The 20,066-nt window shown below is 71.0% G+C and carries 22 protein-coding genes; 12 read left to right on the top strand and 10 right to left on the bottom strand.

Going from position 1 to position 20,066, the window contains the following annotated elements; genetic code table 11:
- Window positions 1–86 precede the first annotated feature (86 nt).
- Window positions 87–497, top strand: coding sequence for a DUF5319 domain-containing protein (locus Vlu01_RS18495; protein ID WP_204001176.1), 411 nt, complete (start codon window positions 87–89; stop codon window positions 495–497).
- Window positions 498–503: 6 nt separating this feature from the next.
- Here Vlu01_RS18495 and Vlu01_RS18490 read toward each other — a convergent pair whose 3' ends face one another.
- Window positions 504–1,028, bottom strand: coding sequence for a DUF421 domain-containing protein (locus Vlu01_RS18490; protein WP_204001173.1), 525 nt, complete (start codon window positions 1,026–1,028; stop codon window positions 504–506).
- Window positions 1,029–1,110: 82 nt separating this feature from the next.
- A complete protein-coding gene (locus tag Vlu01_RS18485) occupies window positions 1,111–1,911 on the bottom strand; it encodes a response regulator transcription factor (RefSeq protein ID WP_204001171.1) in 801 nt (266 codons plus the stop codon).
- 250 nt (window positions 1,912–2,161) lie between these two features.
- Here Vlu01_RS18485 and Vlu01_RS18480 point away from each other — a divergent pair, with 250 nt between their 5' ends.
- Window positions 2,162–2,545, top strand: coding sequence for a WhiB family transcriptional regulator (locus tag Vlu01_RS18480; RefSeq protein ID WP_204001169.1), 384 nt, complete (start codon window positions 2,162–2,164; stop codon window positions 2,543–2,545).
- Between the two features lie 92 nt (window positions 2,546–2,637).
- Here the strand turns inward: Vlu01_RS18480 and Vlu01_RS18475 are convergent, their stop codons facing one another.
- The 3 genes from Vlu01_RS18475 to groES all read right to left on the bottom strand — a co-directional run bounded on the left by Vlu01_RS18475 (window position 2,638) and on the right by groES (window position 6,380).
- Window positions 2,638–4,233 (bottom strand): molybdopterin-dependent oxidoreductase, encoded by a 1,596-nt coding sequence (locus tag Vlu01_RS18475; protein WP_204001167.1) that lies wholly within the window; start codon window positions 4,231–4,233, stop codon window positions 2,638–2,640.
- A 116-nt stretch (window positions 4,234–4,349) separates the two neighbouring features.
- Complete coding sequence (gene groL / locus Vlu01_RS18470) at window positions 4,350–5,999, bottom strand: chaperonin GroEL (RefSeq protein WP_204001165.1); 1,650 nt, start codon at window positions 5,997–5,999, stop codon at window positions 4,350–4,352.
- 72 nt (window positions 6,000–6,071) lie between these two features.
- A complete protein-coding gene (gene groES, locus Vlu01_RS18465) occupies window positions 6,072–6,380 on the bottom strand; it encodes a co-chaperone GroES (protein WP_498070723.1) in 309 nt (102 codons plus the stop codon).
- Window positions 6,381–6,778: 398 nt separating this feature from the next.
- On the opposite strand from groES, the gene Vlu01_RS18460 reads away from it, so the two are divergent.
- The 10 genes from Vlu01_RS18460 to Vlu01_RS18415 all read left to right on the top strand — a co-directional run bounded on the left by Vlu01_RS18460 (window position 6,779) and on the right by Vlu01_RS18415 (window position 17,015).
- Complete coding sequence (locus Vlu01_RS18460; RefSeq protein WP_204001162.1) at window positions 6,779–7,579, top strand: helix-turn-helix domain-containing protein; 801 nt, start codon at window positions 6,779–6,781, stop codon at window positions 7,577–7,579.
- Entirely contained in the window at window positions 7,570–7,761 is a 192-nt protein-coding gene (locus Vlu01_RS18455) for a DUF397 domain-containing protein (protein WP_204001159.1), read from the top strand. Before Vlu01_RS18460 ends, Vlu01_RS18455 begins: the two co-directional genes overlap by 10 nt.
- Window positions 7,762–7,927: 166 nt before the next feature.
- On the top strand, window positions 7,928–9,226 hold the full coding sequence (locus Vlu01_RS18450; protein ID WP_204001156.1) for a THUMP-like domain-containing protein: 1,299 nt from the start codon (window positions 7,928–7,930) through the stop codon (window positions 9,224–9,226).
- Between the two features lie 70 nt (window positions 9,227–9,296).
- A complete protein-coding gene (gene ybaK, locus Vlu01_RS18445) occupies window positions 9,297–9,776 on the top strand; it encodes a Cys-tRNA(Pro) deacylase (protein ID WP_204001153.1) in 480 nt (159 codons plus the stop codon).
- Window positions 9,777–9,989: 213 nt separating this feature from the next.
- On the top strand, window positions 9,990–11,084 hold the full coding sequence (locus Vlu01_RS18440; RefSeq protein ID WP_204001149.1) for a sugar ABC transporter substrate-binding protein: 1,095 nt from the start codon (window positions 9,990–9,992) through the stop codon (window positions 11,082–11,084).
- Window positions 11,085–11,188: 104 nt separating this feature from the next.
- Complete coding sequence (locus tag Vlu01_RS18435) at window positions 11,189–12,007, top strand: ATP-binding cassette domain-containing protein (RefSeq protein WP_204001146.1); 819 nt, start codon at window positions 11,189–11,191, stop codon at window positions 12,005–12,007.
- Window positions 12,004–13,263, top strand: a complete 1,260-nt coding sequence (locus Vlu01_RS18430) for a sugar ABC transporter permease (protein ID WP_204001142.1) — start codon at window positions 12,004–12,006, stop codon at window positions 13,261–13,263. The genes Vlu01_RS18435 and Vlu01_RS18430 overlap by 4 nt, the downstream gene beginning before the upstream one ends.
- Window positions 13,264–13,290: 27 nt before the next feature.
- Window positions 13,291–14,472, top strand: coding sequence for an ROK family transcriptional regulator (locus Vlu01_RS18425; RefSeq protein WP_204001138.1), 1,182 nt, complete (start codon window positions 13,291–13,293; stop codon window positions 14,470–14,472).
- A gap of 147 nt (window positions 14,473–14,619) precedes the next feature.
- The gene (locus Vlu01_RS18420; RefSeq protein ID WP_204001135.1) at window positions 14,620–15,357 is read left to right on the top strand and encodes a DUF4142 domain-containing protein; all 738 of its coding nucleotides are present in this window, start codon (window positions 14,620–14,622) and stop codon (window positions 15,355–15,357) included.
- Window positions 15,358–15,374: 17 nt separating this feature from the next.
- Window positions 15,375–17,015: a copper resistance CopC/CopD family protein gene (locus Vlu01_RS18415; protein ID WP_204001132.1), complete on the top strand. Its 1,641-nt coding sequence runs from the start codon at window positions 15,375–15,377 to the stop codon at window positions 17,013–17,015.
- Between the two features lie 27 nt (window positions 17,016–17,042).
- On the opposite strand, the gene Vlu01_RS18410 is transcribed toward Vlu01_RS18415, so the two are convergent.
- The 5 genes from Vlu01_RS18410 to Vlu01_RS18390 all read right to left on the bottom strand — a co-directional run.
- Complete coding sequence (locus Vlu01_RS18410; protein ID WP_204001128.1) at window positions 17,043–17,297, bottom strand: hypothetical protein; 255 nt, start codon at window positions 17,295–17,297, stop codon at window positions 17,043–17,045.
- A 13-nt stretch (window positions 17,298–17,310) separates the two neighbouring features.
- Window positions 17,311–18,357, bottom strand: a complete 1,047-nt coding sequence (gene tsaD / locus Vlu01_RS18405) for a tRNA (adenosine(37)-N6)-threonylcarbamoyltransferase complex transferase subunit TsaD (protein WP_204001126.1) — start codon at window positions 18,355–18,357, stop codon at window positions 17,311–17,313.
- A 7-nt stretch (window positions 18,358–18,364) separates the two neighbouring features.
- Window positions 18,365–18,808, bottom strand: a complete 444-nt coding sequence (rimI, locus tag Vlu01_RS18400; RefSeq protein WP_373307449.1) for a ribosomal protein S18-alanine N-acetyltransferase — start codon at window positions 18,806–18,808, stop codon at window positions 18,365–18,367.
- A 5-nt stretch (window positions 18,809–18,813) separates the two neighbouring features.
- A complete protein-coding gene (gene tsaB / locus Vlu01_RS18395) occupies window positions 18,814–19,491 on the bottom strand; it encodes a tRNA (adenosine(37)-N6)-threonylcarbamoyltransferase complex dimerization subunit type 1 TsaB (RefSeq protein ID WP_204001122.1) in 678 nt (225 codons plus the stop codon).
- A 160-nt stretch (window positions 19,492–19,651) separates the two neighbouring features.
- On the bottom strand, window positions 19,652–20,066 hold a 415-nt coding region (locus Vlu01_RS18390; RefSeq protein WP_204001120.1), incomplete at its 5' end, for an RICIN domain-containing protein.

Below are 20,066 nucleotides of genomic sequence, written 5' to 3'. Positions count from 1 at the left end.
CCACCCGAACCGCGCGCCACCCGCCCGGTAACGGCTCGCGCACCGGGGGACAGGCGTCGACGGTGGCATGGGACTACGGTGAGGGGGTGCACGACGATCCCATCGACCCGTTCACCGGCGACCCGACCGATCCGGCGGCTGACCTGGAGGCCCCCGGCGACGACCCGCCGCTGGACCCGCTGACCGACGTCGAGCGCCAGGATGTGCTGGAGGACCTCGCCGACCTGGAGATCTACCAGGCGCTGCTCGCGCCGATCGGCGTACGCGGGCTCGTCATCGAGTGTGAGGACTGCCGGGAACCGCACTACTTCGACTGGGATCTGCTCCGGGGCAACCTGCGGCACCTGCTCAGCTCCGGGCGTCCCCGGGTGCACGAGCCGGCCTACGATCCCGACCCCGACCACTACGTCACCTGGGACTACGCCCGCGGCTACGCCGACGGGGTGCACGACACCCTCAGCGAGGGCACCGAGGACGAGGCCGGCGCCGGAGGCTGAGCCGGCTCAGGGCTCCATGGGCGGTTTCACCGGCTCGTCCACCGCGTCCTGGTTCCGGCGCACCACGCTGATCATCCCGTTGGGTTCGAGATAGGCCCGCTGCACCTCGCTCAGCTCCTCGATGCCATGCAGCCGCAGCTGGCTGAGCACCTCCTGGCGGGTCATGAACTCGCGGTGCATCAGCCGCCTGTTCAGCCGCCCATTGTTGATCAGAATCCGTGGATGGGGCTTGATCAGGCGGGCCAGGTGCGGCCATCGGTACGACGCCGCGTCGAGCGCCACACTCCAGCCGACGATGGTGGCGACCAGCAGGATGCCGTCGACGATGCTGCTGGTCTCTCCGACGAGGCCACTCGCGGCCGCCTGGGCGACCAGGACGACGAGCAACACGTCGGTGATGCCCAACCCGCCGGCCTCGCGCTGGCCGGTCAGCCGCATCAGCAGGAGCACGGAGAGGAATGTCACCGTTCCCCTGATGAAGATCTCCAACAGCGGGACGGTCGGGGTGAACATCGCCCCCCAGTCAGGCATGTCGTCGCACTACCCGCCGTCCAACTCCACAAAACCGCTGTCGCTTCCGGGCTGGGCTGCGGCGACTGTCCGCCGTCGCACCTCAGGCGACCAGTCCGGCCCGGAAGCCGGCGGCCACGGCGTGCGCCCGGTCGCGGGCGCCGAGCTTGCGGAACAGCCGTCGGGCGTGGGTCTTCACGGTGTCCTCGGAGACGAACAGTTCCCGACCGATCTCGGCGTTGCTCTTGCCCTCGGCCATGCCGAGCAGCACCTGTAGCTCCCGCTCGGTAAGGCCGATCGTGGATCGGTCGGGCCGGGGCGGCGACGCCGGCTTGTCCGGCTCGGATTCGTTGCCCGTCTCGGCGGGGTCGTCGCCACGCTGCACCGGCACCATCGCCGGCCCGCCGGCCGCGTCCGTCGCCGGCCAGGCGGCCGGCGTCTCGCCGCCGGTGCGTCCGCCGGGCGCGGGCCGGTTCGGGCTGCCCACGGCCGCGGCATCCCGGGCGGGATCGGCGATCCGGTGCCGGTTGGCCCGGCCGGGGGCGGCCAACAGCAACAGCGCCTTGGCCACGGCGCTGGTCAGATCCTGGTCGACCCCCTGGATCAGCCCACGCGCCCCGGCGCCGATGGTCGCTGCCGCCGCCTCGGACTCCTCGACACCGAGCAGCAGGACGGCGGCCTGCGGGGCGCGGGCCAGGACCCGGCGGACGAAGCCGGCGCTGTCGGGGCGGGTGAGTGCGGTGTCGGCGAGCACCACGTCGGCGGGGCGCTCAGCCAACCGCAACATCACCTCGGGATCGGAGACCGCCGTCCGGACGGCACCCGACAATCCCAACCGCGCTGCCGCGGAGGTCAGGTGCTGCGCCGCGAGCGGCGTTCGAACGCACACGAGAACGGTACGCACAGGCATCTCCTCTCCGCTGACGAGCAGACCACGACCGACCCCGGTCGGGAGGAGGTTCCGGGCAATCCTCCCAACTTTTCCGACAGATAGGGCATTTGGTGCAACCTGCGAAGTGTTTTGGATCAAAGACGTGTGAGCCGAGAGGCGTGCGGGTAGGGAGTGCCAGGCCGGAACGGTGCGCCTGCGCGGCCCGCCGCCCGGACAACCGGCCACAAGCGTCGCGCGGTGCCGCGCGGGAGGAGGGGTGCTGATGTCGAACGTACGTAGACTGCCCGGACCCATCATCGACCTTTGGGACTGGCAGCGGCTCGGTGCCTGCCGGGGCCGCGACAGCGCCCAGTTCTTCCACCCCGACGGTGAACGGGGCTCCTCCCGGCTGCGTCGGGAATCCTCCGCGAAAGCCGTCTGCCGTACCTGCCCGGTCCGCGCCGAGTGCGCCGCGCACGCCCTTGCCGTACGCGAGCCGTACGGCGTGTGGGGTGGCCTGAGCGAATCCGAGCGGCTGCGGCTGCTCGCGCTCGGCTGGGAGGACCTCGCCGACCGCCGGAAGACCCGCGTCGACATCAACCGGATGGAGGCCCGGCTGGGCGGCTCGCACCGGTCGACGGTGCCCAACCAACGCAACGTCGCCTGACCGACAGCACCGCCGACGCCGCGTCCAGATCTGGACGCGGCGTCGCGCTGTCCACCGGCAAACCAGCCAACCGACACCGCGCGCGGGACGAATCAGGTGACGGTGAGCGTGACGGCGTGCCAACCGGTAGCGCCGTCCGGCGCGACATCGCGTGGCTCGCCGGTCTGCGTCTCGCCGGTGCCGTCCGTCGCCCGGACCTGGAGGGTGTGCTTGCCCGGGGTGGCCTGCCACTGCCACGACCACTGCACCCAGGTGTCCACCGAGATCGTCGGCGCGAGTTGGGCCTCCTGCCAGGGTCCTTCGTCGACGCGTACCTCGACGCGGTCGATGCCCCGCTGCTGTGCCCAGGCGACGCCGGCGACCGTGACCGGGCCGGCGGTCGGACGGTTGCGCTGGCGGGGCGTGTCGATCCGCGACTGCGTCTTCACCGGCCCCTGCGCCGACCAACCCCGAGGGACCCAGTACGCGTCGAAGTCAGCGAAGCTGGTCAACTCCAGTTCGGTGATCCACTTGCAGGCCGACACGTAGCCGTACAGGCCCGGCACCACCATCCGGACCGGGAAACCGTGCCGCACCGGCAACGGCTCACCGTTCATGCCGACGGCGAGCAGCGCGTCCCGCCCGTCGCGCAGCGCGGCAGTCGGGGTACCGCAGGTCCAACCGTCGACGGAGCGCCCGACCACCTGATCGGCCCCGTCCAACGGCGCCACCTCGTCGAGCAGTTCCCGGATCGGTACGCCGAGCCAGCGCGCATTGCCGATCAGGTCGCCGCCAACCTCGTTGGACACGCAGGCCAGCGTCACGTACCGCTCCACCATGGGTCGAGCGAGCAGATCGGCGTAGCTCAGTGTGACCGGGTTGCGCACCCGTCCATGGATGCGTAGCCGCCAGGTCCTCGGATCGACCTGCGGCACCACCAACGCGGTGTCGATCCGGTAGAAGCCCCGGTTCGACGTGACGTAGCTGGCCAGCCCCGGCACGGCCAGGTCGGCCCCGGCCGGCACCGGCGGCGCGGTGGAGACCGGGGCCGGCAGCGTGATCGCCTCGCGGGCGGCTGACACCCCCTGACGGCCGGCCAGCCACCGCCCTGCCACTCCCCCGACGGTGGCCACCCCGAGCACAGTGCCGACACCGGTGAGGAACCGCCGCCGCGAATCCGGGTCGACCCGCTGCCCTGGACCTTCGGCAACCGGGGTACCTCCGGCGGACTCGGTGGGGCCGGAGACCGTCGGTGAGGACCAGGGCCACGGGTCCAGTTCCAGCGGACCAGCGACGAACGCCCACAGCACCAGCCCGCCGACCGCCGCCCCGACCAGTGCCGGCAACACATCGGCGGCATCCGCGCCGGCCCGGGTCAGGGCCGCTGCCGCACCGATCCCGCCGAAGACGACGATGCCGGCCAGACCCACCGCCAGTTGGCGGACGGCCAGCAGGCCCAGCAGTGCGGCGAAGCCGCCGAGCAGCAGCGCCGTACCGATCAGCAGGGCGATCTTGTCGTACGTGCCGAAGACCTCGATGCCGAACCGCTTGACCGGCTCGGGGGCGGTGTCCACGACGAGACCGCCGACCGCGACCAGCGGCGACGACCGGGGGCCGGTCAGGGCCGCAACCAACTCGGCGGCGCCGATCGCCGCCGCAGCGGCGGCGATGCCCGCCAGGGCGGCGAACCGAGGTGTCGTGCTGCTCACCCGCCCAGTCTTTCCCACCGACCACCGGTCCGGAAGTGGCCGTAGCGTCCGCTATCCGCGCGTGGGGCGCACCGCCTCGTCGACGGTGCGCCCCACGTCCGGCGTACGGCAGGGGCTCAGAAGCCCGGGCCGTGCTGGTGGCTGTGACCGTGGCCGTGCGAGTGGCCGTGGCCACCTGCGGCCGGCTCCGGCTCGGCCGGCTTCTCCACCACGAGGCTCTCGGTGGTGAGCAGCAGACCGGCGATCGACGCGGCGTTGGTGACCGCGTTGCGGGTCACCTTGACCGGGTCGATGATGCCGGCCTTGGTCAGATCGACGTACTCGCCGACGGCGGCGTCGAGGCCGTGGCCCCACTCCTTGTCGCTGACCTTCTGCACCACCACGTAACCGTCGTGGCCGGCGTTCTGGGCGATCCACCGCAGCGGCTCGACCAGCGCCTTGCGCACGATCGACACGCCGACCTTCTCGTCGCCGGTGAAGCCGAGGTCGTCGTCGAGCACCGACAGGATCTGCGCCAGGGCGGCACCGCCGCCGGGCACCGTACCCTCCTCGACCGCGGCCTTGGTCGCGGCGATCGCGTCCTCGATGCGGTGCTTGCGCTCCTTCATCTCGACCTCGGTGGCCGCGCCGACCTTGATCACCGCGACGCCGCCGGAGAGCTTGGCGAGCCGCTCGGCGAGCTTCTCCCGGTCCCACTCGGAGTCCGAGGCCTCGATCTCCTTGCGGATCTGGGCGACCCGGTCGGCCACCTCGCTGGCCTGGCCACCACCGTCGACGATGGTGGTGTTCTCCTTGTCGACCACGACGCGCCGGACGCTGCCCAGCACCTCCAGGCCGACCTGGTCGAGCTTGTAGCCCAGCTCGGGGGCGACCAGCTCGGCGCCGGTGAGGATCGCCATGTCCTGGAGCATCGCCTTGCGGCGGTCACCGAAGCCGGGCGCCTTGACCGCGCAGACCTTGAGGGTCTTGCGGATGGAGTTGACCACCAGGGTGGACAGCGCCTGACCCTCGACGTCCTCGGCGATGATGAGCAGCGGCTTGTTGTTCTGGAGGACCTTCTCCAGCAGCGGCAGCAGCTCCTCGATCGCGGAGATCTTCTGCGTGGTGATCAGGACGTACGCGTCCTCCAGGACCGACTCCTGCGCCTCCGCGTCGGTGACGAAGTTCGGCGAGATGAAGCCCTTGTCGAACTGAAGGCCCTCGGTGACGTCCAGCTCGGTCTGCAGCGCCGAGCCCTCCTCGACGGTGATCACACCGTCGCGGCCGACCTTCTCCATCGCCTCCGCGATCAGCTCACCGATGGTGGCGTCCTGCGCGGAGATCGTCGCGACGTGGGCGACCGACTTCTTGTCGGAGACCTCGACGGCCTTGCCGAGCAGCGCCTCGGAGACCTTGGTGGCGGCGGCGTCGATGCCCCGCTTGAGGCCGGCCGGGTTGGCACCGGCGGCGACGTTGCGCAGGCCCTCACGAACCATGGCCTGGGCGAGCACCGTCGCGGTGGTGGTCCCGTCGCCGGCGACGTCGTTGGTCTTGGTCGCCACCTCCTTGACCAGCTGCGCGCCGAGGTTCTCGTACGGGTTGGTGAGCTCGATCTCCTTGGCGATGGTCACGCCATCGTTGGTGATCGTCGGCACACCGAATTTCTTGTCGAGGACGACGTTGCGCCCGCGCGGCCCGAGGGTGACCTTGACCGTGTCCGCAAGCGCGTTGACACCGTGCTCCAGCAGGTGCCGCGCGTCGTCCGAGAAGCTCAGGATCTTCGCCATGAATGTCCCTTCGAAGCGACGTTGCCCCGGCCCGGCGAGCCGGACCGGGGCAACGACACTGATCGGTCTGTCTTACTTCTCGATGACCGCGAGGACGTCGCGGGCGGAGAGCACCAGGTACTCCTCGCCGGCGTACTTGACCTCGGTGCCGCCGTACTTCGAGTAGAGGACGGTGTCGCCGACGGAGACGTCGATCGGCACACGGTTGCCCTTGTCGTCGATCCGGCCCGGGCCGACAGCGAGGACGGTGCCCTCCTGCGGCTTCTCCTTGGCGGTGTCGGGGATCACGATGCCCGAGGCGGTGGTGGTCTCGGCCTCGTTCGCCTGGACCACGATGCGGTCCTCGAGCGGCTTGATCGCAACCTTGGTCGCGGTAGTCACGGGCATACCCTCCTGGGGTACTTGGTTTCGTTGCCGATCGGCATGCCGACCGGCGTCAATCTGCCACATGCCACCGGGCGGGGCCGTCGTCGCGGGTGCCGGTCCGCCTGGCGTTCAACCCCCGGACACCAGGGCCCGGAGGTTGGCACCCTCAGGGTGAGAGTGCTAATCGCAGGTTATTCCTCGGCTAGCACTCCGTCAAGGAGAGTGCCAATCCGGCGGGCCGGTGTCGCCATCTCCCCACCCTCGTGCGCACCACCGCACCGCCCTTGATCGCCCTCCGACCAACGTCGGCACCACAGTTCCGCCAGCGTTGACCGCAACACGCCGACATTTACTTCCCCGCCTGGCGACTCACCCTTACTCTCCGGCGCGACCACGTCACGGAGGGCGGACAGATGGCCGACATACCAACCCTGGGATTCCTGCGCGACCAGTTGCGCCGGGCCCGCAAGATGCGCGGGCTCAGCCAGGAGGAGTTGAGCAAAATGATCAACTACTCCACGTCGGCGGTGAGCGCGATGGAGATCGGCCCGAACCAGCTCAGCGCCGACTACCTGGCCCGGTTCGACAAGGTGCTGGAGACCGGCGGTCTCTTCGTCGGGATGCTGGAGCTGATCCGGCTGCACGCCGAGCCGGACTGGTTCCGATCGTGGGGCGAGATCGAACGCGAGGCGGTCGCGCTGCGCTGGTACGACCCGGCCGTGGTGCCGGGCCTGCTCCAGACCGAGGCGTACGCGCGGGCGATGCTCCGAGCCGGCCCGCCGCTGACCGACGAGCAGATCGAGAAGCGGGTGCTGGCCCGGATGGCCCGGCAGGAGGTGCTCACCCGCGAGGAGCCACCGCAGCTCGTCGCGGTGCTCGACGAGCAGGCGCTGCGCCGGCAGGTCGGCGAGCGCGCGACGATGCGCGAGCAGTTGGAGCACCTGCGCACCCTCGTCGACCGCCCGCACGTGCAGGTGCGGATCGTGCCGGCCGAGACCCCGTGGTACCCCGGACTCAACGGCCCGTTCGTGCTGGCCCGGCTCGCCGACGGCACCGAGGTGGCGCACCTGGACAACCAACTCCGGGGGCACACTGTGGACAGCTCGAACGACCTTGCCAGCCTCGGGCGGCGCTGGGAGACTGTGGCCGGTGAGGCGCTGCCGCGCCGGCAGTCCGCCCGCCTGATCGAGGAAGTGGCGAAGTCATGGACCTGACCCGTGCCGCCTGGCGCAAATCCTCCCGCAGCAACAGCAACGGCGGCGCCTGCGTGGAGGTCGCCGACAACCTGCCCGGCGTGGTCGCCGTACGCGACAGCAAGGACCCGGCCGGCCCGGTGCTCGCCTTCACCCGGACCGCCTGGCGCGCCTTCATCACCACCCACCACACCACCAACTGATCCCCACCCCCGCCGCCGGCCACCCCGCCGAGCCCGGTCGGCCGCACATTGATCGTCTGCACTTCAGTGACTCGGACCTCGGCGTGTCGACTCACTGAAGTGCAGACGATCACGCCGCGCACGGGCGGGCGCCTCGGGCAGTCGGGTGGGGCGGGAGAATGGGCGGGTGGATCTGGAGCAGTTCGCCGCGCTGCGTACGCCCGAGGGGTCGGCCGCGCTCGACGCGGCGGCTCGGGTGGCCGGCGGTGATCCGCTGGTCGCCGCCGCGTCGCTGCGCTCGGCCGGGATGCCGGCCGGACTCGCCGCGGCGGCGCTGACCCAGGCGGAGCTGCGTCGCCGGGCGGTGGGCAAGTTCGGGCCGGCGGCGAGCGCCATGTTCTTCACCCGGCCCGGCCTGGAGCAGGCCACCCGGCGGATCGTCGCGGACCGGCGGGCGCAGCGGCTACGCGCCGCCGGGGTGAGCACGCTCGCCGACCTGGGCTGCGGGCTGGGTGCCGACGCGCTCGCCGCCGCCCGCACCGGCATCCGGGTGTACGCGGTGGAGGCGGACCCGCTCACCGCCGCGCTGGCCGAGGCGAACGCTCAGGCCGCCGGGCTGGCCGAGCTGGTCACCGTCGAGTGCGGCGACGCGACCGCCTTCGACGTGACCCGGGTCGAGGCGGTCTTCTGCGACCCGGCCCGACGCCGCGCCGGAACCGGCCGCCGGATCTTCGACCCCAACTCGTACTCGCCGCCGTGGGATTTCGTCACCGGCTTGGCCGAGCGGGTGCCGCGCACGGTGGTGAAGGTCGCGCCGGGGATCGACCACGCGTTGATCCCGCCCGGCGCCGAGGCCGAGTGGGTGAGCGTCGACGGCGACCTGGTCGAGGCAACCCTCTGGTGCGGCGACCTGCCCGATGTCCCCCGCCGCGCCACCATATGCAAGGAAGGGCCCCCTGTTAACGCCTCCGGTATAGCAGGGGACCCTTGCTATCACCCGACCGGTGGCCTGGCCGACGGCGGGAGCAACCGTGGCAGCGGGGAGCTTCACCTGGGCAACGGCGCGTCGGTGCATCAGCTGACCGGATCGGGGACGCGGGAGGCGGACGTCGGGCCGGTGCGACGTTTCGTCTACGACCCGGATCCGGCAGTGGTCCGGGCGCATCTGGTCGCCGAGTTGGCCGCTGACCTGGACGCCACGCTGGCCGACCCGACCATCGCCTACCTCTACGCCGACGCGGCGACGCCCACGCCGTACGCCCGCTGTCTGGAGGTGACCGACGTGCTGCCGTTCTCCCTCAAGCGACTGCGGGCGCTGCTGCGGGAACGGCGGGTCGGCCGGGTGGAGATCCTCAAGCGCGGCTCCGCGCTGGAGCCCGAGCGGCTCCGACGCGACCTGCGACTGGCCGGCGACCAGCCGGCCAGCCTGGTGCTCACCCGGGTGGCCGCCGCCCCGACGGTCCTGGTCTGCCGCCCGACCCCCTGAACCAGCCTTGCCGAACCACTCGGTGAGAAGGCAGTGGTTCGACCGTCCGGCCGGGTCTACGTTGGCGAGCATGGCGGGACGTGGCACCCCGGCGATCGTGCTGCTGGCAAAGCGCAAGGTCGACCATCGCACGCACCCGTACGACGTCTCCCCTGACGCGCCCAACTACGGCGCGCTGGTCGCCGCCGCGCTCGCGGTGGCACCGGAGCGGGTCTTCAAGACCCTGGTCACCGAGGTCGACGGGGTGTTGACGGTGGCGGTGGTGCCGGTCACCGGCGAACTCGACCTGAAGGCGCTCGCGGCGGCGGTGGGCGGTAAGCGGGCCACGCTGGCCGAGCGGGTGGCAGCCGAGCGGGCCACCGGGTACGTACGCGGCGGTATCAGCCCACTCGGCCAACGCCGCCGCCTGCCCACGGTGCTCGACAGCTCCGCCCTGGACCACCCGACGGTGTACGTCTCGGCCGGACGCCGAGGACTCCAGGTGGAGCTGGCTCCGGGGGATCTGATCGCGCTCACCGAGGCGCGCACCGCGTGTCTCGCCGCCGACTGATCCGATCCGGCCCGTGCGCGAGCCGGACGGATCTCGGCTCCGGCAGACGGACGGTGGCGACCGGGTGTCGACCACGTTGCTGAATTGTTACCGCCGACAACAAACTCGTGTGCTGCGCACCCTTGTGCTGGCGTGTGACGCGCAATACGTTGCCGGGCACAACAAAAACAAAAAACACCGACACCCTTCCCCACCCTCGAAAGGACCCTGCACATGCGCAAGGGCTTCCTCGCCGTCGGAACCGTGGGCCTGCTGGCCCTCGGCAGCCTGACGGCCTGCGGCGACGATTCCGGCGGCGACCAGGCCGGCTCCGACAAGACCCCGAAGATCGGCGTGATCCTGCCGGACAGCAAGTCCTCCGTCCGCTGGGAGACGGCGGACCGTAAGTTCCTGGAGGAGGCGTTCAAGGCCGCCAACGTCGACTACGACATCCAGAACGCGCAGGGCGACAAGACCCAGTTCCAGACCATCGCCGACCAGATGATCACGAGTGGCGTCACCGCGCTGATGATCGTCAACCTGGACTCCGGCACCGGTAAGGCCGTCCTCGACAAGGCCAAGTCGCAGGGCGTCGCCACCATCGACTACGACCGCCTCACCCTGGGCGGCTCGGCGGAGTACTACGTCAGCTTCGACAACGAGGCTGTCGGCAAGCTCCAGGGCGAGGGCCTGGTCAAGTGCCTGACCGACCAGAAGGTCGAGAAGCCGGTCGTGGCGTACCTGAACGGCTCGCCGACCGACAACAACGCCACCCTGTTCAAGAACGGGTACGACTCGGTCCTCAAGCCCAAGTTCGACGCGAACGAGTACGTCAAGGGCCCGGACCAGGACGTTCCCGACTGGGACAACGCCCAGGCCGCCACGATCTTCGAGCAGATGCTGACCCAGACCAGCGGCAAGATCGACGGTGTGCTCTCCGCCAACGACGGCCTCGGCAACGCCGCCATCTCGGTGCTGAAGAAGAACAAGCTCAACGGCAAGGTGCCGGTGACCGGCCAGGACGCCGACCCGCAGGCGCTGCAGAACATCCTCGCCGGTGACCAGTGCATGACCGTCTACAAGGCGGTCAAGCAGGAGGCCGACGCCGCCGCCGAGCTGGCCATCGCGCTGGCCAAGGGCGAGCGCAAGGAGACCGGCCAGACCGTCAAGGACCCGGAGGGTGGCCGGGACGTGCCGGCCGTCCTGCTCACCCCGCAGGCGATCTACAAGGAGAACGTCAAGGACGTCATCGCCGACGGTTACGTGACCAAGGAGCAGGTCTGCACCGGTGACTTCGCTGCGCTCTGCACCGAAGCCGGCATCAGCTGACCGCACCCCGCCTAGGCGACGCCGCCCGGCACGGTGACCCCGTGCCGGGCGGCGTGCGCCGCTGGACGGGCCCCGATCTCCCTCCGCGAAATAAGGAGAACCCCGTGTCCGCGACCCCTCTGCTGGAGCTACGCGGGATCGACAAGAGTTTCGGTCCCGTCCAGGTCCTGCGCGACGTCGCCTTCGCCGCCTACCCGGGCGAGGTCACCGCACTCGTCGGTGACAACGGCGCCGGCAAGTCCACCCTGGTCAAGTGCATCAGCGGCATCTACTCGACCGACGCCGGACAGTTCATCTTCGACGGCCAACCGGTGAGCATCCACAGCCCGCGCGACGCCGCCTCGCTCGGCATTGAGGTCGTCTACCAGGACCTCGCACTCTGCGACAACCTCGACATCGTGCAGAACATGTTCCTCGGCCGTGAGAAGCGCAGGGGCATCGTCCTCGACGAACCGACCATGGAACAGATGGCGGCCGAGACCCTCGCCGGGCTCTCCGTACGCACCGTCAAGTCGCTGCGCCAGCACGTCTCCAGCCTCTCCGGCGGCCAACGCCAGACGGTGGCGATCGCCAAGGCGGTGCTCTGGAACAGCCGGCTGGTGATCCTGGACGAGCCGACCGCCGCGCTCGGCGTCGCGCAGACCGCCCAGGTGCTCGAACTGGTCCGACGGCTGGCCGACAACGGCCTGGCCGTCGTACTGATCTCACACAACATGAACGACGTCTTCGCGGTCTCCGACCGGATCGCCGCGCTCTACCTCGGGCAGATGGTCGCCCAGGTGAAGACCACCGACATCACTCACGCCCAGGTGGTCGAACTGATCACCGCCGGTCGCTCCGGCGAGCTCGGACTCGTTACCGAACCGGCTACCAACGGTAACGGCGCGGCGCCGGCCGGCAGCACCACGGGAGGCGTCTCATGAGCACCACCGTCGTCAAGCAGGACGGGCCGGCCGCCGTCACGCCGGCACCCACCGTCGCCACCCACGTCCGCGATTACTGGCGACGGGTACGCGGTGGCGACATCGGCGCCCTGCCCGCCGTACTCGGCCTGCTCGTGCTCTGCACGGTCTTCTCGATCATGCGGCCGTCGTTCCTCACCGCCGGGAACTTCGCCAACCTGTTCACCCAGGGCGCGGCGGTCACCCTGATCGCGATGGGCCTGGTCTTCGTCCTGCTGCTCGGTGAGATCGACCTGTCGGCCGGCTTCGCCAGTGGCGTCTGCGCGGCGGTGCTGGCCAACGTGGTCACCGTCCTGGGCTACCCGTGGTACGTCGCGGTGGCCGCCGCGGTGCTCACCGGCATGGTGATCGGCACCACGCTCGGCGTCCTGGTCGCCAAGATCGGCATCCCCTCCTTCGTGGTTACCCTGGCCGGCTTCCTCGCCTTCCAGGGCGTGGTGCTACTGCTGATGGAGGAAGGCCGCAACATCTCGGTACGCGATTCGGTGCTGGTGGCGATCGCCAACCGCAACCTGCCGCCGCTGCTCGGCTGGGTACTGGCCGCCGTGGCCGTCGCCGGTTACGCCGCCGTTCAACTGCTCCGCCATCGCAGCCGCGCCGCACGGGGCCTGGTCACCGACCCGTTCGCCGTGGTGCTCGCCCGGATCGGCGGGCTGGCGGTCGTCCTCGGCCTCGCGGTCTACGTGCTCAACCTGGAACGCAGCCGCAACGTGCTGATCAGCTCGCTCAAGGGCGTTCCGATCGTGGTGCCGCTCATCGCCGTGCTGCTCATCGTCTGGACCTTCGTGCTCCAGCGCACCAGCTACGGCCGGCACATCTACGCCGTCGGCGGCAACAAGGAGGCCGCCCGGCGGGCCGGCATCAACGTGGACCGGATCCGCATCTCGGTCTTCGTCATCTGCTCCACCATGGCCGCGGTCGGTGGCATCGTCGCCGCCAGCCGGGCCAACTCGGTCGACCCGAACACCGGTGGCAGCAACGTGCTGCTCTACGCCGTGGGCGCGGCCGTGATCGGTGGCACCAGTCTCTTCGGCGGCAAGGGCCGGGTCCTGGACGCGGTGCTCGGCGGTGCCGTGGTCGCGGTGATCGACAACGGCATGGGCCTGATGGGTTACAGCTCGGGCGTCAAGTACGTGGTCACCGGCGTGGTGCTGCTCCTGGCAGCCAGCGTCGACGCACTGTCGCGTAGACGAGCCGCCGCCACCGGCAGCCGCTGATCCGCCACCGAAAGTAGTCATGACCCGATGCGCGTAGGACCGAGCCAGGACGAGATTCGTCGACAGAATCTGGGTGCCCTGCTGCGCTTCGTGCACGTGCACGGCGCGACCACCCGCGCAGAACTGACCACCGCGCTGGGGTTGAACCGGAGCACCATCGGCGCGCTCACCGCCGACCTCGCCGCGGCCGGCCTGGTGACTGAGGGGGCGCCGAAGGAAACCGGTCGGGCCGGACGACCGTCACTGGTCGTCCGGCCCGAGTCGGCCCGGATCTTCGCCTACGCGTACAGCATCGAGGTGGACCGGCTGCGGGCCGCGCGGGTCGGGCTCGGCGGCGCGGTGCTCGACCGCCGGGAACTGGACCGCCCACGCGGTCTCAGCGCTGCGGAAGCCGCCCCGCTGCTGGCCAGCGCGGTCAAGGAGATGCGCCAGGCGCTGCCGGAGGATGCCGTCTGCGTGGGTGCCGGGGTGGCGGTCTGCGGGATGGTCCGCCGCGACGACGGGCTGGTCCGGCTCGGGCCGACCACCGGTTGGGTGGACGAACCGATCGGCGCCGCCCTCGGCACGGAACTCGGGTTCGACGTGCCGGTCACGGTCGGGAACGTGGCCGACGTGGCGGCCTTCGCCGAACACGCTCGTGGCGCGGCGGCGGGCTGCGACAACGTCATCTACCTCTACGGCGACGTCGGCGTCGGCGCCGGCATCATCGCCGGAGGCCGGCGGCTGACCGGGCACGGCGGCTACAGCGGCGAGGTGGGGCACATGGTCGTGGTCCGCGACGGGGCTCGCTGCGAGTGCGGCAACCGGGGGTGCTGGGAGACCGAGATCGGCGAGCACGGGCTGCTCCGGGCCGCCGGCCGTTCCGACGCCCGGGGTCGGGAAGCACTGCTGGCGGTCTTCGACGCCGCCGACCGTGGGGACGCCCAGGCCCAGATTGCGGTACGACAGGCCGGTGACTGGCTCGGCTTCGGGGTCGCCAACCTGGTCAACATCTTCAACCCGGAGATGGTCATCTTCGGCGGCACCATGCGCGACCTCTATCTGGCCGCCGCCGCCCAGGTACGCAGCCGGCTCAACTGCAACGGGCTGCCGGCCTGCCTGGAGCACGTCCGGCTGCGTACGCCGATGCTCGGCGAAGACGCTCCCCTGGTCGGTGCCGCCGAACTCGCCTTCGATCGGCTGCTCGCCGACCCACTCGACGTCGGCTGACCTCCACTTCACGTTTTCGCGAACCGGTTTCGTCATGAGGTGAACTGATCGGCCAGACAATCCGTACCAGTCTGCGGACGGACGGCCGATGAGGTGTGGAGGTCCGTCGCTCAACGATCGGTTCTCGTCCGAGGAGGCGCCGCAGACATGGCACCGCTGGATTCCGCTCGTCGCTGGCAGGGCAACCGGTCCCGTCACTTGGCGGTGCTGCTCACCACGATCGCCGCAGCCCTCGTCGTCCTGCCCGGCGTGGCGCTGGCCGCGCCTGCCGCGCAGCAACTCGCCGCCGCCGACCAGGCCCTGCTGGACGGCGTACGGCTGGCCGGGCTCTGGGAGATGCCGGCCGGGCAGATGGCTGCCGAGAAGGGCCAGTCACGGGCGGTTCGCGAAGTCGGTGCCGAGATCGCCCGGCAGCACGAGGAGCTGGACCGACTCACGGTGGAGGCGGCCAACAAGTTGGGTGCCACCATCCCCGCCAACCCGACCGCGGAGCAGCAGGGCTGGCTGGACGAGATGAAGAACGCCAACGGCGCCCGCTTCGACCAGATCTTCGTCACCCGGCTGCGGGTCGCCCACGGCAAGATCTTCCCGGTCATCGGCGCGGTCCGCGCCAGCACCCGCAACGACGTCGTCCGGGAACTGGCCAACGCGGCCAACACGTTCGTCGGCGACCACATGGACATGTTGGAGAGCACCGGTCTGGTCCGGTACGCCGAGCTTCCGCCCGCCGCGCTGCCCGCCCCGGGCAACGACGGGCTGCTCGCCGCCGCGTCGGCCAACACCGGTCCGCAGATCGGCGTCAGCAACACCGTCATCTGGGCGATCTTCCTAGGTGCCCTCGGCACCGGCGGTTTCCTCACGTACCGCATGTTCCGTCGCTCCTGACCCCCACCACCCGACCGATGACCGCCCGCGCCCGAGCCGCTGCCCTGCTCGGGTTGATCCTGGTTGGACTGTGCGCCGCCCTGGGCCCCGCCGGCCCAGCGGCGGCGCACGCCGTGGTGGTGGCCACCACTCCGGAACGCGACGAGGTGCTCGGGTACGCGCCGCGCGAGGTGCTGGTGACCTTCAGCGAGACCATCGCCGTGGTCCCCGGCCGGGTGCAGGTCCTGGCACCCGACGGCAAGCGGATCAACGTCGGCGATCCGGAGGTCCGCGACAGCACCATGCGGATCACCCTGCGGCCCGCGGACCGTCCGCTCGGCACCTACCTGGTCAGCTATCGCGTCATCTCGGCGGACAGCCACCCGGTCGCGGGCAGTTTCACCTTCGCCGCCGGAGCGCCGTCAGCCACCCCACCACTGCCAGCCGAGGCGGACGCGACACCGGCCGGGATGCTGATGCCGGTGGCCAAGTACCTCGGCTACCTGGGCCTGCTGTTGGCTGTGGGTCCGCCACTGCTCACCGCGACCCTCTGGCCCCGCCGCCGGTCTCGACGCGGGGCGACCGTCATGGCGCTGATCGGCCTCGGGCTGATCACCGCCGGCACGCTCGGCACCTGGATCGGGCAGGCGGCGCAGGTGGTCGGTGTACCGGTCGGTCGGCTCTCCGCCGCCGACCTGCGTGCGGTCGCCGACACCGACGTCGGCGTGGTGCTGGCGGTACGTCTGGTGCTGGTCGGCCTCGCCGCGGCGCTGCTGCCGACGGTCACCCGGGGCACCGCCGGGCGCTGGCGGACCGGCGCGCTCGCGGCGGCGGGCGTGGCGGGCCTGGTCACCTGGCCACTGGCCGGGCATCCGATCGCCTCGCCGGTGCCGCCGGTGAGCATCGTGCTGACCACCGTGCACATCGCCGGGGTCACCGTTTGGCTGGGTGGGCTGCTCACCCTGACCGTGTTCCTGCTCCGGGGCACCCACCGGCGGGTCCTCGCCCGGATCCTGCCGGCCTGGTCCCGGTGGGCCACGCTGGCCGTGGCCTGGCTCGTCACCGCCGGAATCCTTCAGGCCGCGATCGAACTCGGCCGGCCCTCCGCTCTGTGGGGCAGCACCTACGGTCGCCTGCTCCTGGGCAAGGCGGCACTGTTGGCCGGGGTGCTGGCCATCGCGGCCGGACAACGTCGGCTGGTCCGCCGGCAGGTCGCGGCGAGCCGCCCCGAGTGGGTCACCCGGGCAGCCGGTGTGGAACTCGCCGTGACCGCGGTGGTGCTGGCGCTGACCGCCGTGCTGGTACAGACGCCTCCCGGCCGCGCCGCCGGCACCACCGCCGACGGGGTGACCCGGGAGGGCGTCGCACAGTCGCTCACCACCGACCTGTTCACCCTCCAGTTCGACATCTACCCGGCGGTCGCCGGCACCACGAACAGCCTGCACGCGTACGTCTACACCCCGCAGGCGAAGGAGTTGCCGGTGGCGGAGTGGACGGTCACCGCAGCCCTGCCGGAGGCCGGCATCGAGCCGATCACCGTCGACATCTTCGCGCTGGAGCCACATCACGGCACCGCCGAGATGCATTTCCCGGTCGCCGGTGACTGGACGCTGCGAGTCAGCGCTCGGACCAGCGAGATCGACCGTTCCACCGCCACCACCACGGTGACCATCCGCTGAGCGTGCCCGCTCCGCGTCGCCGCCGCCTCAGCGGTCGACCTGGGTGAAGTCCCAGGAATGCGGCGGCCGGGCGAGCAGCATCACCGGCGGGTCGGGCAGCGGCCGGGGGTTGCTGCGCCACTTGGAGATCACCACAACCCGGTGGTCGGTGGAGGAGAAGACCTCGCTGGACACGTGCAGCGGGTCGTGCTCGAACTCGGGCAGGGCGCTGTCGCAGACCCAGGTGATCAGGTCGGCGAGCGCGTACGGCTCCGCCCGCGCCTCCCACATCCGTACGATCACGTCGCCGTCCTCCTCAGACGCTGACCGTGGTCAGCGGCATGGCCGAATCCGCAGGCAGGTCCAGCCGACTCGGCGCGACACCGGCAGCGACCAGGTGCGACCCGAGGGCCGCCACCATCGCGCCATTGTCCGTGCACAACCCGGGTCGGGGCACCCGGACCCGGATGCCGTGCCGGGCGGCCCGCTGCTCGGCCATCGCCCGCAACCGCGAGTTGGCCGCCACTCCCCCGCCGATCACCAGCGTCTCCACACCCCGGCCACGGCAGGCGTCCAAAGCCTTGTCGACCAGCACGTCACAGACCGCCTCCTGAAAGGACGCGGCGACGTCCGCGACCGGAACCGCCTCACCGGCCCGCTGGCGTGCCTCCACCCACCGCGCCACCGCGGTCTTCAAGCCGGAGAACGAGAAGTCATGGCGGTGTGCCACGAGATCCTTGGCAGCGGTCAGGCCGCGCGGGAACGCGATCGCCGCCGGGTCACCGGCCCTCGCCTCCCGATCGATGTGCGGCCCACCGGGGAACGGTAGACCAAGGAGGCGGGCCACCTTGTCGAACGCCTCGCCGGCCGCGTCGTCGATGGTGGCACCCAGCGGGGTCACCCCCCGGGCCAGGTCGTCGACCAGGAGCAGCGACGAGTGGCCACCGGAGACCAGCAACGCGATCGCCGGCTCGGGCAGCGGACCGTGCTCCAGCGTGTCCACCGCGACGTGCGCGGCGAGATGGTTGACGCCGTAGACCGGTTTCTCGGCGGCGACCGCGTACCCCTTGGCCGCAGCCACCCCGACCAGCAGCGCCCCGGCCAGGCCCGGCCCGGCGGTGACCGCGATCGCATCGACGTCGGCGAGCGTCACCCCCGCCTGGGTGAGCGCCCGCTCCATCGTCGGCACGATGGCTTCCAGGTGTGCCCGGCTGGCCACCTCCGGCACCACCCCACCGAATCGCGCGTGCTGGTCCACGCTGGACGCGAGCGCGTCGGCGAGCAGGGTGTGCCCGCGCACCACACCGACGCCGGTCTCGTCACACGAGGTCTCGATGCCGAGGATCAGTGGTTCGTCAGCCATGGGTATCTCAATCCTGGATGCGCCGCATCACCAGCGCGTCGGTGTTGCTCGATTGGTAGTAGCCGCGCCGTACGCCGATCGGCTCGAAACCGTGCATCGCGTAGAGCCGTTGGGCCGCAGCGTTGTCGGCGGCGACCTCCAGCAACACGGCGCGGACGCCGAGCCGGTTGGCCTCGGCGAGCAGCGCTTCCAGCAGCAGCCGGCCGATCCCACGGCGCTGGACGTCCCGCCGGACCGCGACATTCTGCACCCACGCCTCGTCGGGCGGAGCGACCGCGAGCCCGGCATAGCCGAGCACGCCGCCGTCGTCGTCGGTGCACACCCGGTAGAAGTGCCCGTGGGACAGTTCGTTCCAGAACATCGCCGCGGACCACTGCTCGGCACCGAAGAGATCCGCCTCGATCGGCAGCACCTCGTCGATGTGCCACCAACGGAACCGGGTGGGTCGCAACCCGTTCACGGCAGCACCGGCTTGCGGGCGGTGGCCGCCACCGCGTCCGGTCGGCGCAGGTAGAGCGGGGTGAGCGGATCACCGGCCGCACCGACCCGGATCCGCTCGGCGGCCAGGGTGGCGAGCGCATGCGCGTCCGGGTACCGCGGCTCGTCGCGCAGCGGCAGGCCCAGGGTGTCGGCGTAGCGGTGCGCACCGTCGCCGACCGCCGCGGTGACGGCCAGGTCGCGGGCCCGCTCGGCGGCCACCGCAGGCGCGCTGACCTCCGGCCCGACCAGACGTTCGCCGGCACCGTCGTAGACCGCCCAGTAGATCTCCCGGCGTCGCGCGTCGCTCGCCGCCAGCACCGGCTCGCCCGCTGCCGCCGGGTGGCCGATGGCGTCCAGCGAGCAGACACCGTACGCCGGAATGCTGAGCACCTGACTCATCGTGGCGGCGGTGACCAGCCCCACTCGCAGCCCGGTGAACGGGCCGGGGCCGAGCCCGGCGACGATCGCGCCCAGGTCGGCCGGGCGGGCGTCGAGGTCGGCGAGGACCGCGTCCACCTGCGGAGCCAGCAGTTCGCCGTGCGCCCGTGCGTCGACCGTGCACCGGTGCGCCCGGGTCGTGACGCCACTCGCGGTGACCTCGACGAGCGCCGCCGTCACCGCCGGGGTCGAGCTGTCCACCACCAGTACGAGCACAATGACCCAGCCTAGCCGCCTCGCCTCCGGCCGTTGGACGCCCGCCCGCCATCGCCGCCGGTTGGTGGCGCTCGCACGCACCGCACCCATGACGGTGAGTGGTCAGGATTGAACGACGAACGGGGCCAGGCTCATCAGCGCCTGGCCCCGAAACGACGGATCAGTTGCGGCGACTCCACTGCTGGTTTGCTCCACCCCAGCAGCTGTACAGCTGGATCATCGCCCCGTTACCGCTGCCACCGGCGTCGAGGCACAACCCCGACTGCACTCCGGTGATCGTGCCGTTGGAGTTGATGTTCCACTGCTGGTTCGCGCCACCGTGGCAGTCATAGATGGTCACCCGCGTGCCGTTGCTGGTGCCCTGGTTCGCGGCGTCCAGGCACTTGCCGTTCACCGTCAGCTGCCTGCTCGAGGTGTGGGTGAACCGCTGGTTCGAGCCACCCCAGCAGTCGTACAACTGGATCTGGGTGCCGTTGCTGGTGCTCGAGTTCGGCACGTCCAGGCACCGGCCGGACTGCTGACCGACGATCATCTGGCCGGAACCGCCACTGGGCGGTGGGGTGGTCGGGTTGCCC

This window comes from Micromonospora lutea, assembly GCF_016863535.1.
In the GTDB taxonomy this organism is placed as follows: domain Bacteria; phylum Actinomycetota; class Actinomycetes; order Mycobacteriales; family Micromonosporaceae; genus Micromonospora; species Micromonospora lutea.
The sequence above is the reverse complement of the archived record's forward strand: the minus strand, read 5'-3'. Positions and strand labels throughout refer to the sequence as shown.

Coding starts and splice junctions, on each gene's coding strand:
- Vlu01_RS18490 (WP_204001173.1), bottom strand. CDS start 1,028: ATGCCTGACTGGGGGGCGATGTTCACCCCGACCGTCCCGCTGTTGGAG.
- Vlu01_RS18480 (WP_204001169.1), top strand. CDS start 2,162: ATGTCGAACGTACGTAGACTGCCCGGACCCATCATCGACCTTTGGGAC.
- groL (WP_204001165.1), bottom strand. CDS start 5,999: ATGGCGAAGATCCTGAGCTTCTCGGACGACGCGCGGCACCTGCTGGAG.
- Vlu01_RS18460 (WP_204001162.1), top strand. CDS start 6,779: ATGGCCGACATACCAACCCTGGGATTCCTGCGCGACCAGTTGCGCCGG.
- Vlu01_RS18455 (WP_204001159.1), top strand. CDS start 7,570: ATGGACCTGACCCGTGCCGCCTGGCGCAAATCCTCCCGCAGCAACAGC.
- ybaK (WP_204001153.1), top strand. CDS start 9,297: ATGGCGGGACGTGGCACCCCGGCGATCGTGCTGCTGGCAAAGCGCAAG.
- Vlu01_RS18440 (WP_204001149.1), top strand. CDS start 9,990: ATGCGCAAGGGCTTCCTCGCCGTCGGAACCGTGGGCCTGCTGGCCCTC.
- Vlu01_RS18430 (WP_204001142.1), top strand. CDS start 12,004: ATGAGCACCACCGTCGTCAAGCAGGACGGGCCGGCCGCCGTCACGCCG.
- Vlu01_RS18425 (WP_204001138.1), top strand. CDS start 13,291: ATGCGCGTAGGACCGAGCCAGGACGAGATTCGTCGACAGAATCTGGGT.
- Vlu01_RS18420 (WP_204001135.1), top strand. CDS start 14,620: ATGGCACCGCTGGATTCCGCTCGTCGCTGGCAGGGCAACCGGTCCCGT.
- Vlu01_RS18415 (WP_204001132.1), top strand. CDS start 15,375: ATGACCGCCCGCGCCCGAGCCGCTGCCCTGCTCGGGTTGATCCTGGTT.
- tsaD (WP_204001126.1), bottom strand. CDS start 18,357: ATGGCTGACGAACCACTGATCCTCGGCATCGAGACCTCGTGTGACGAG.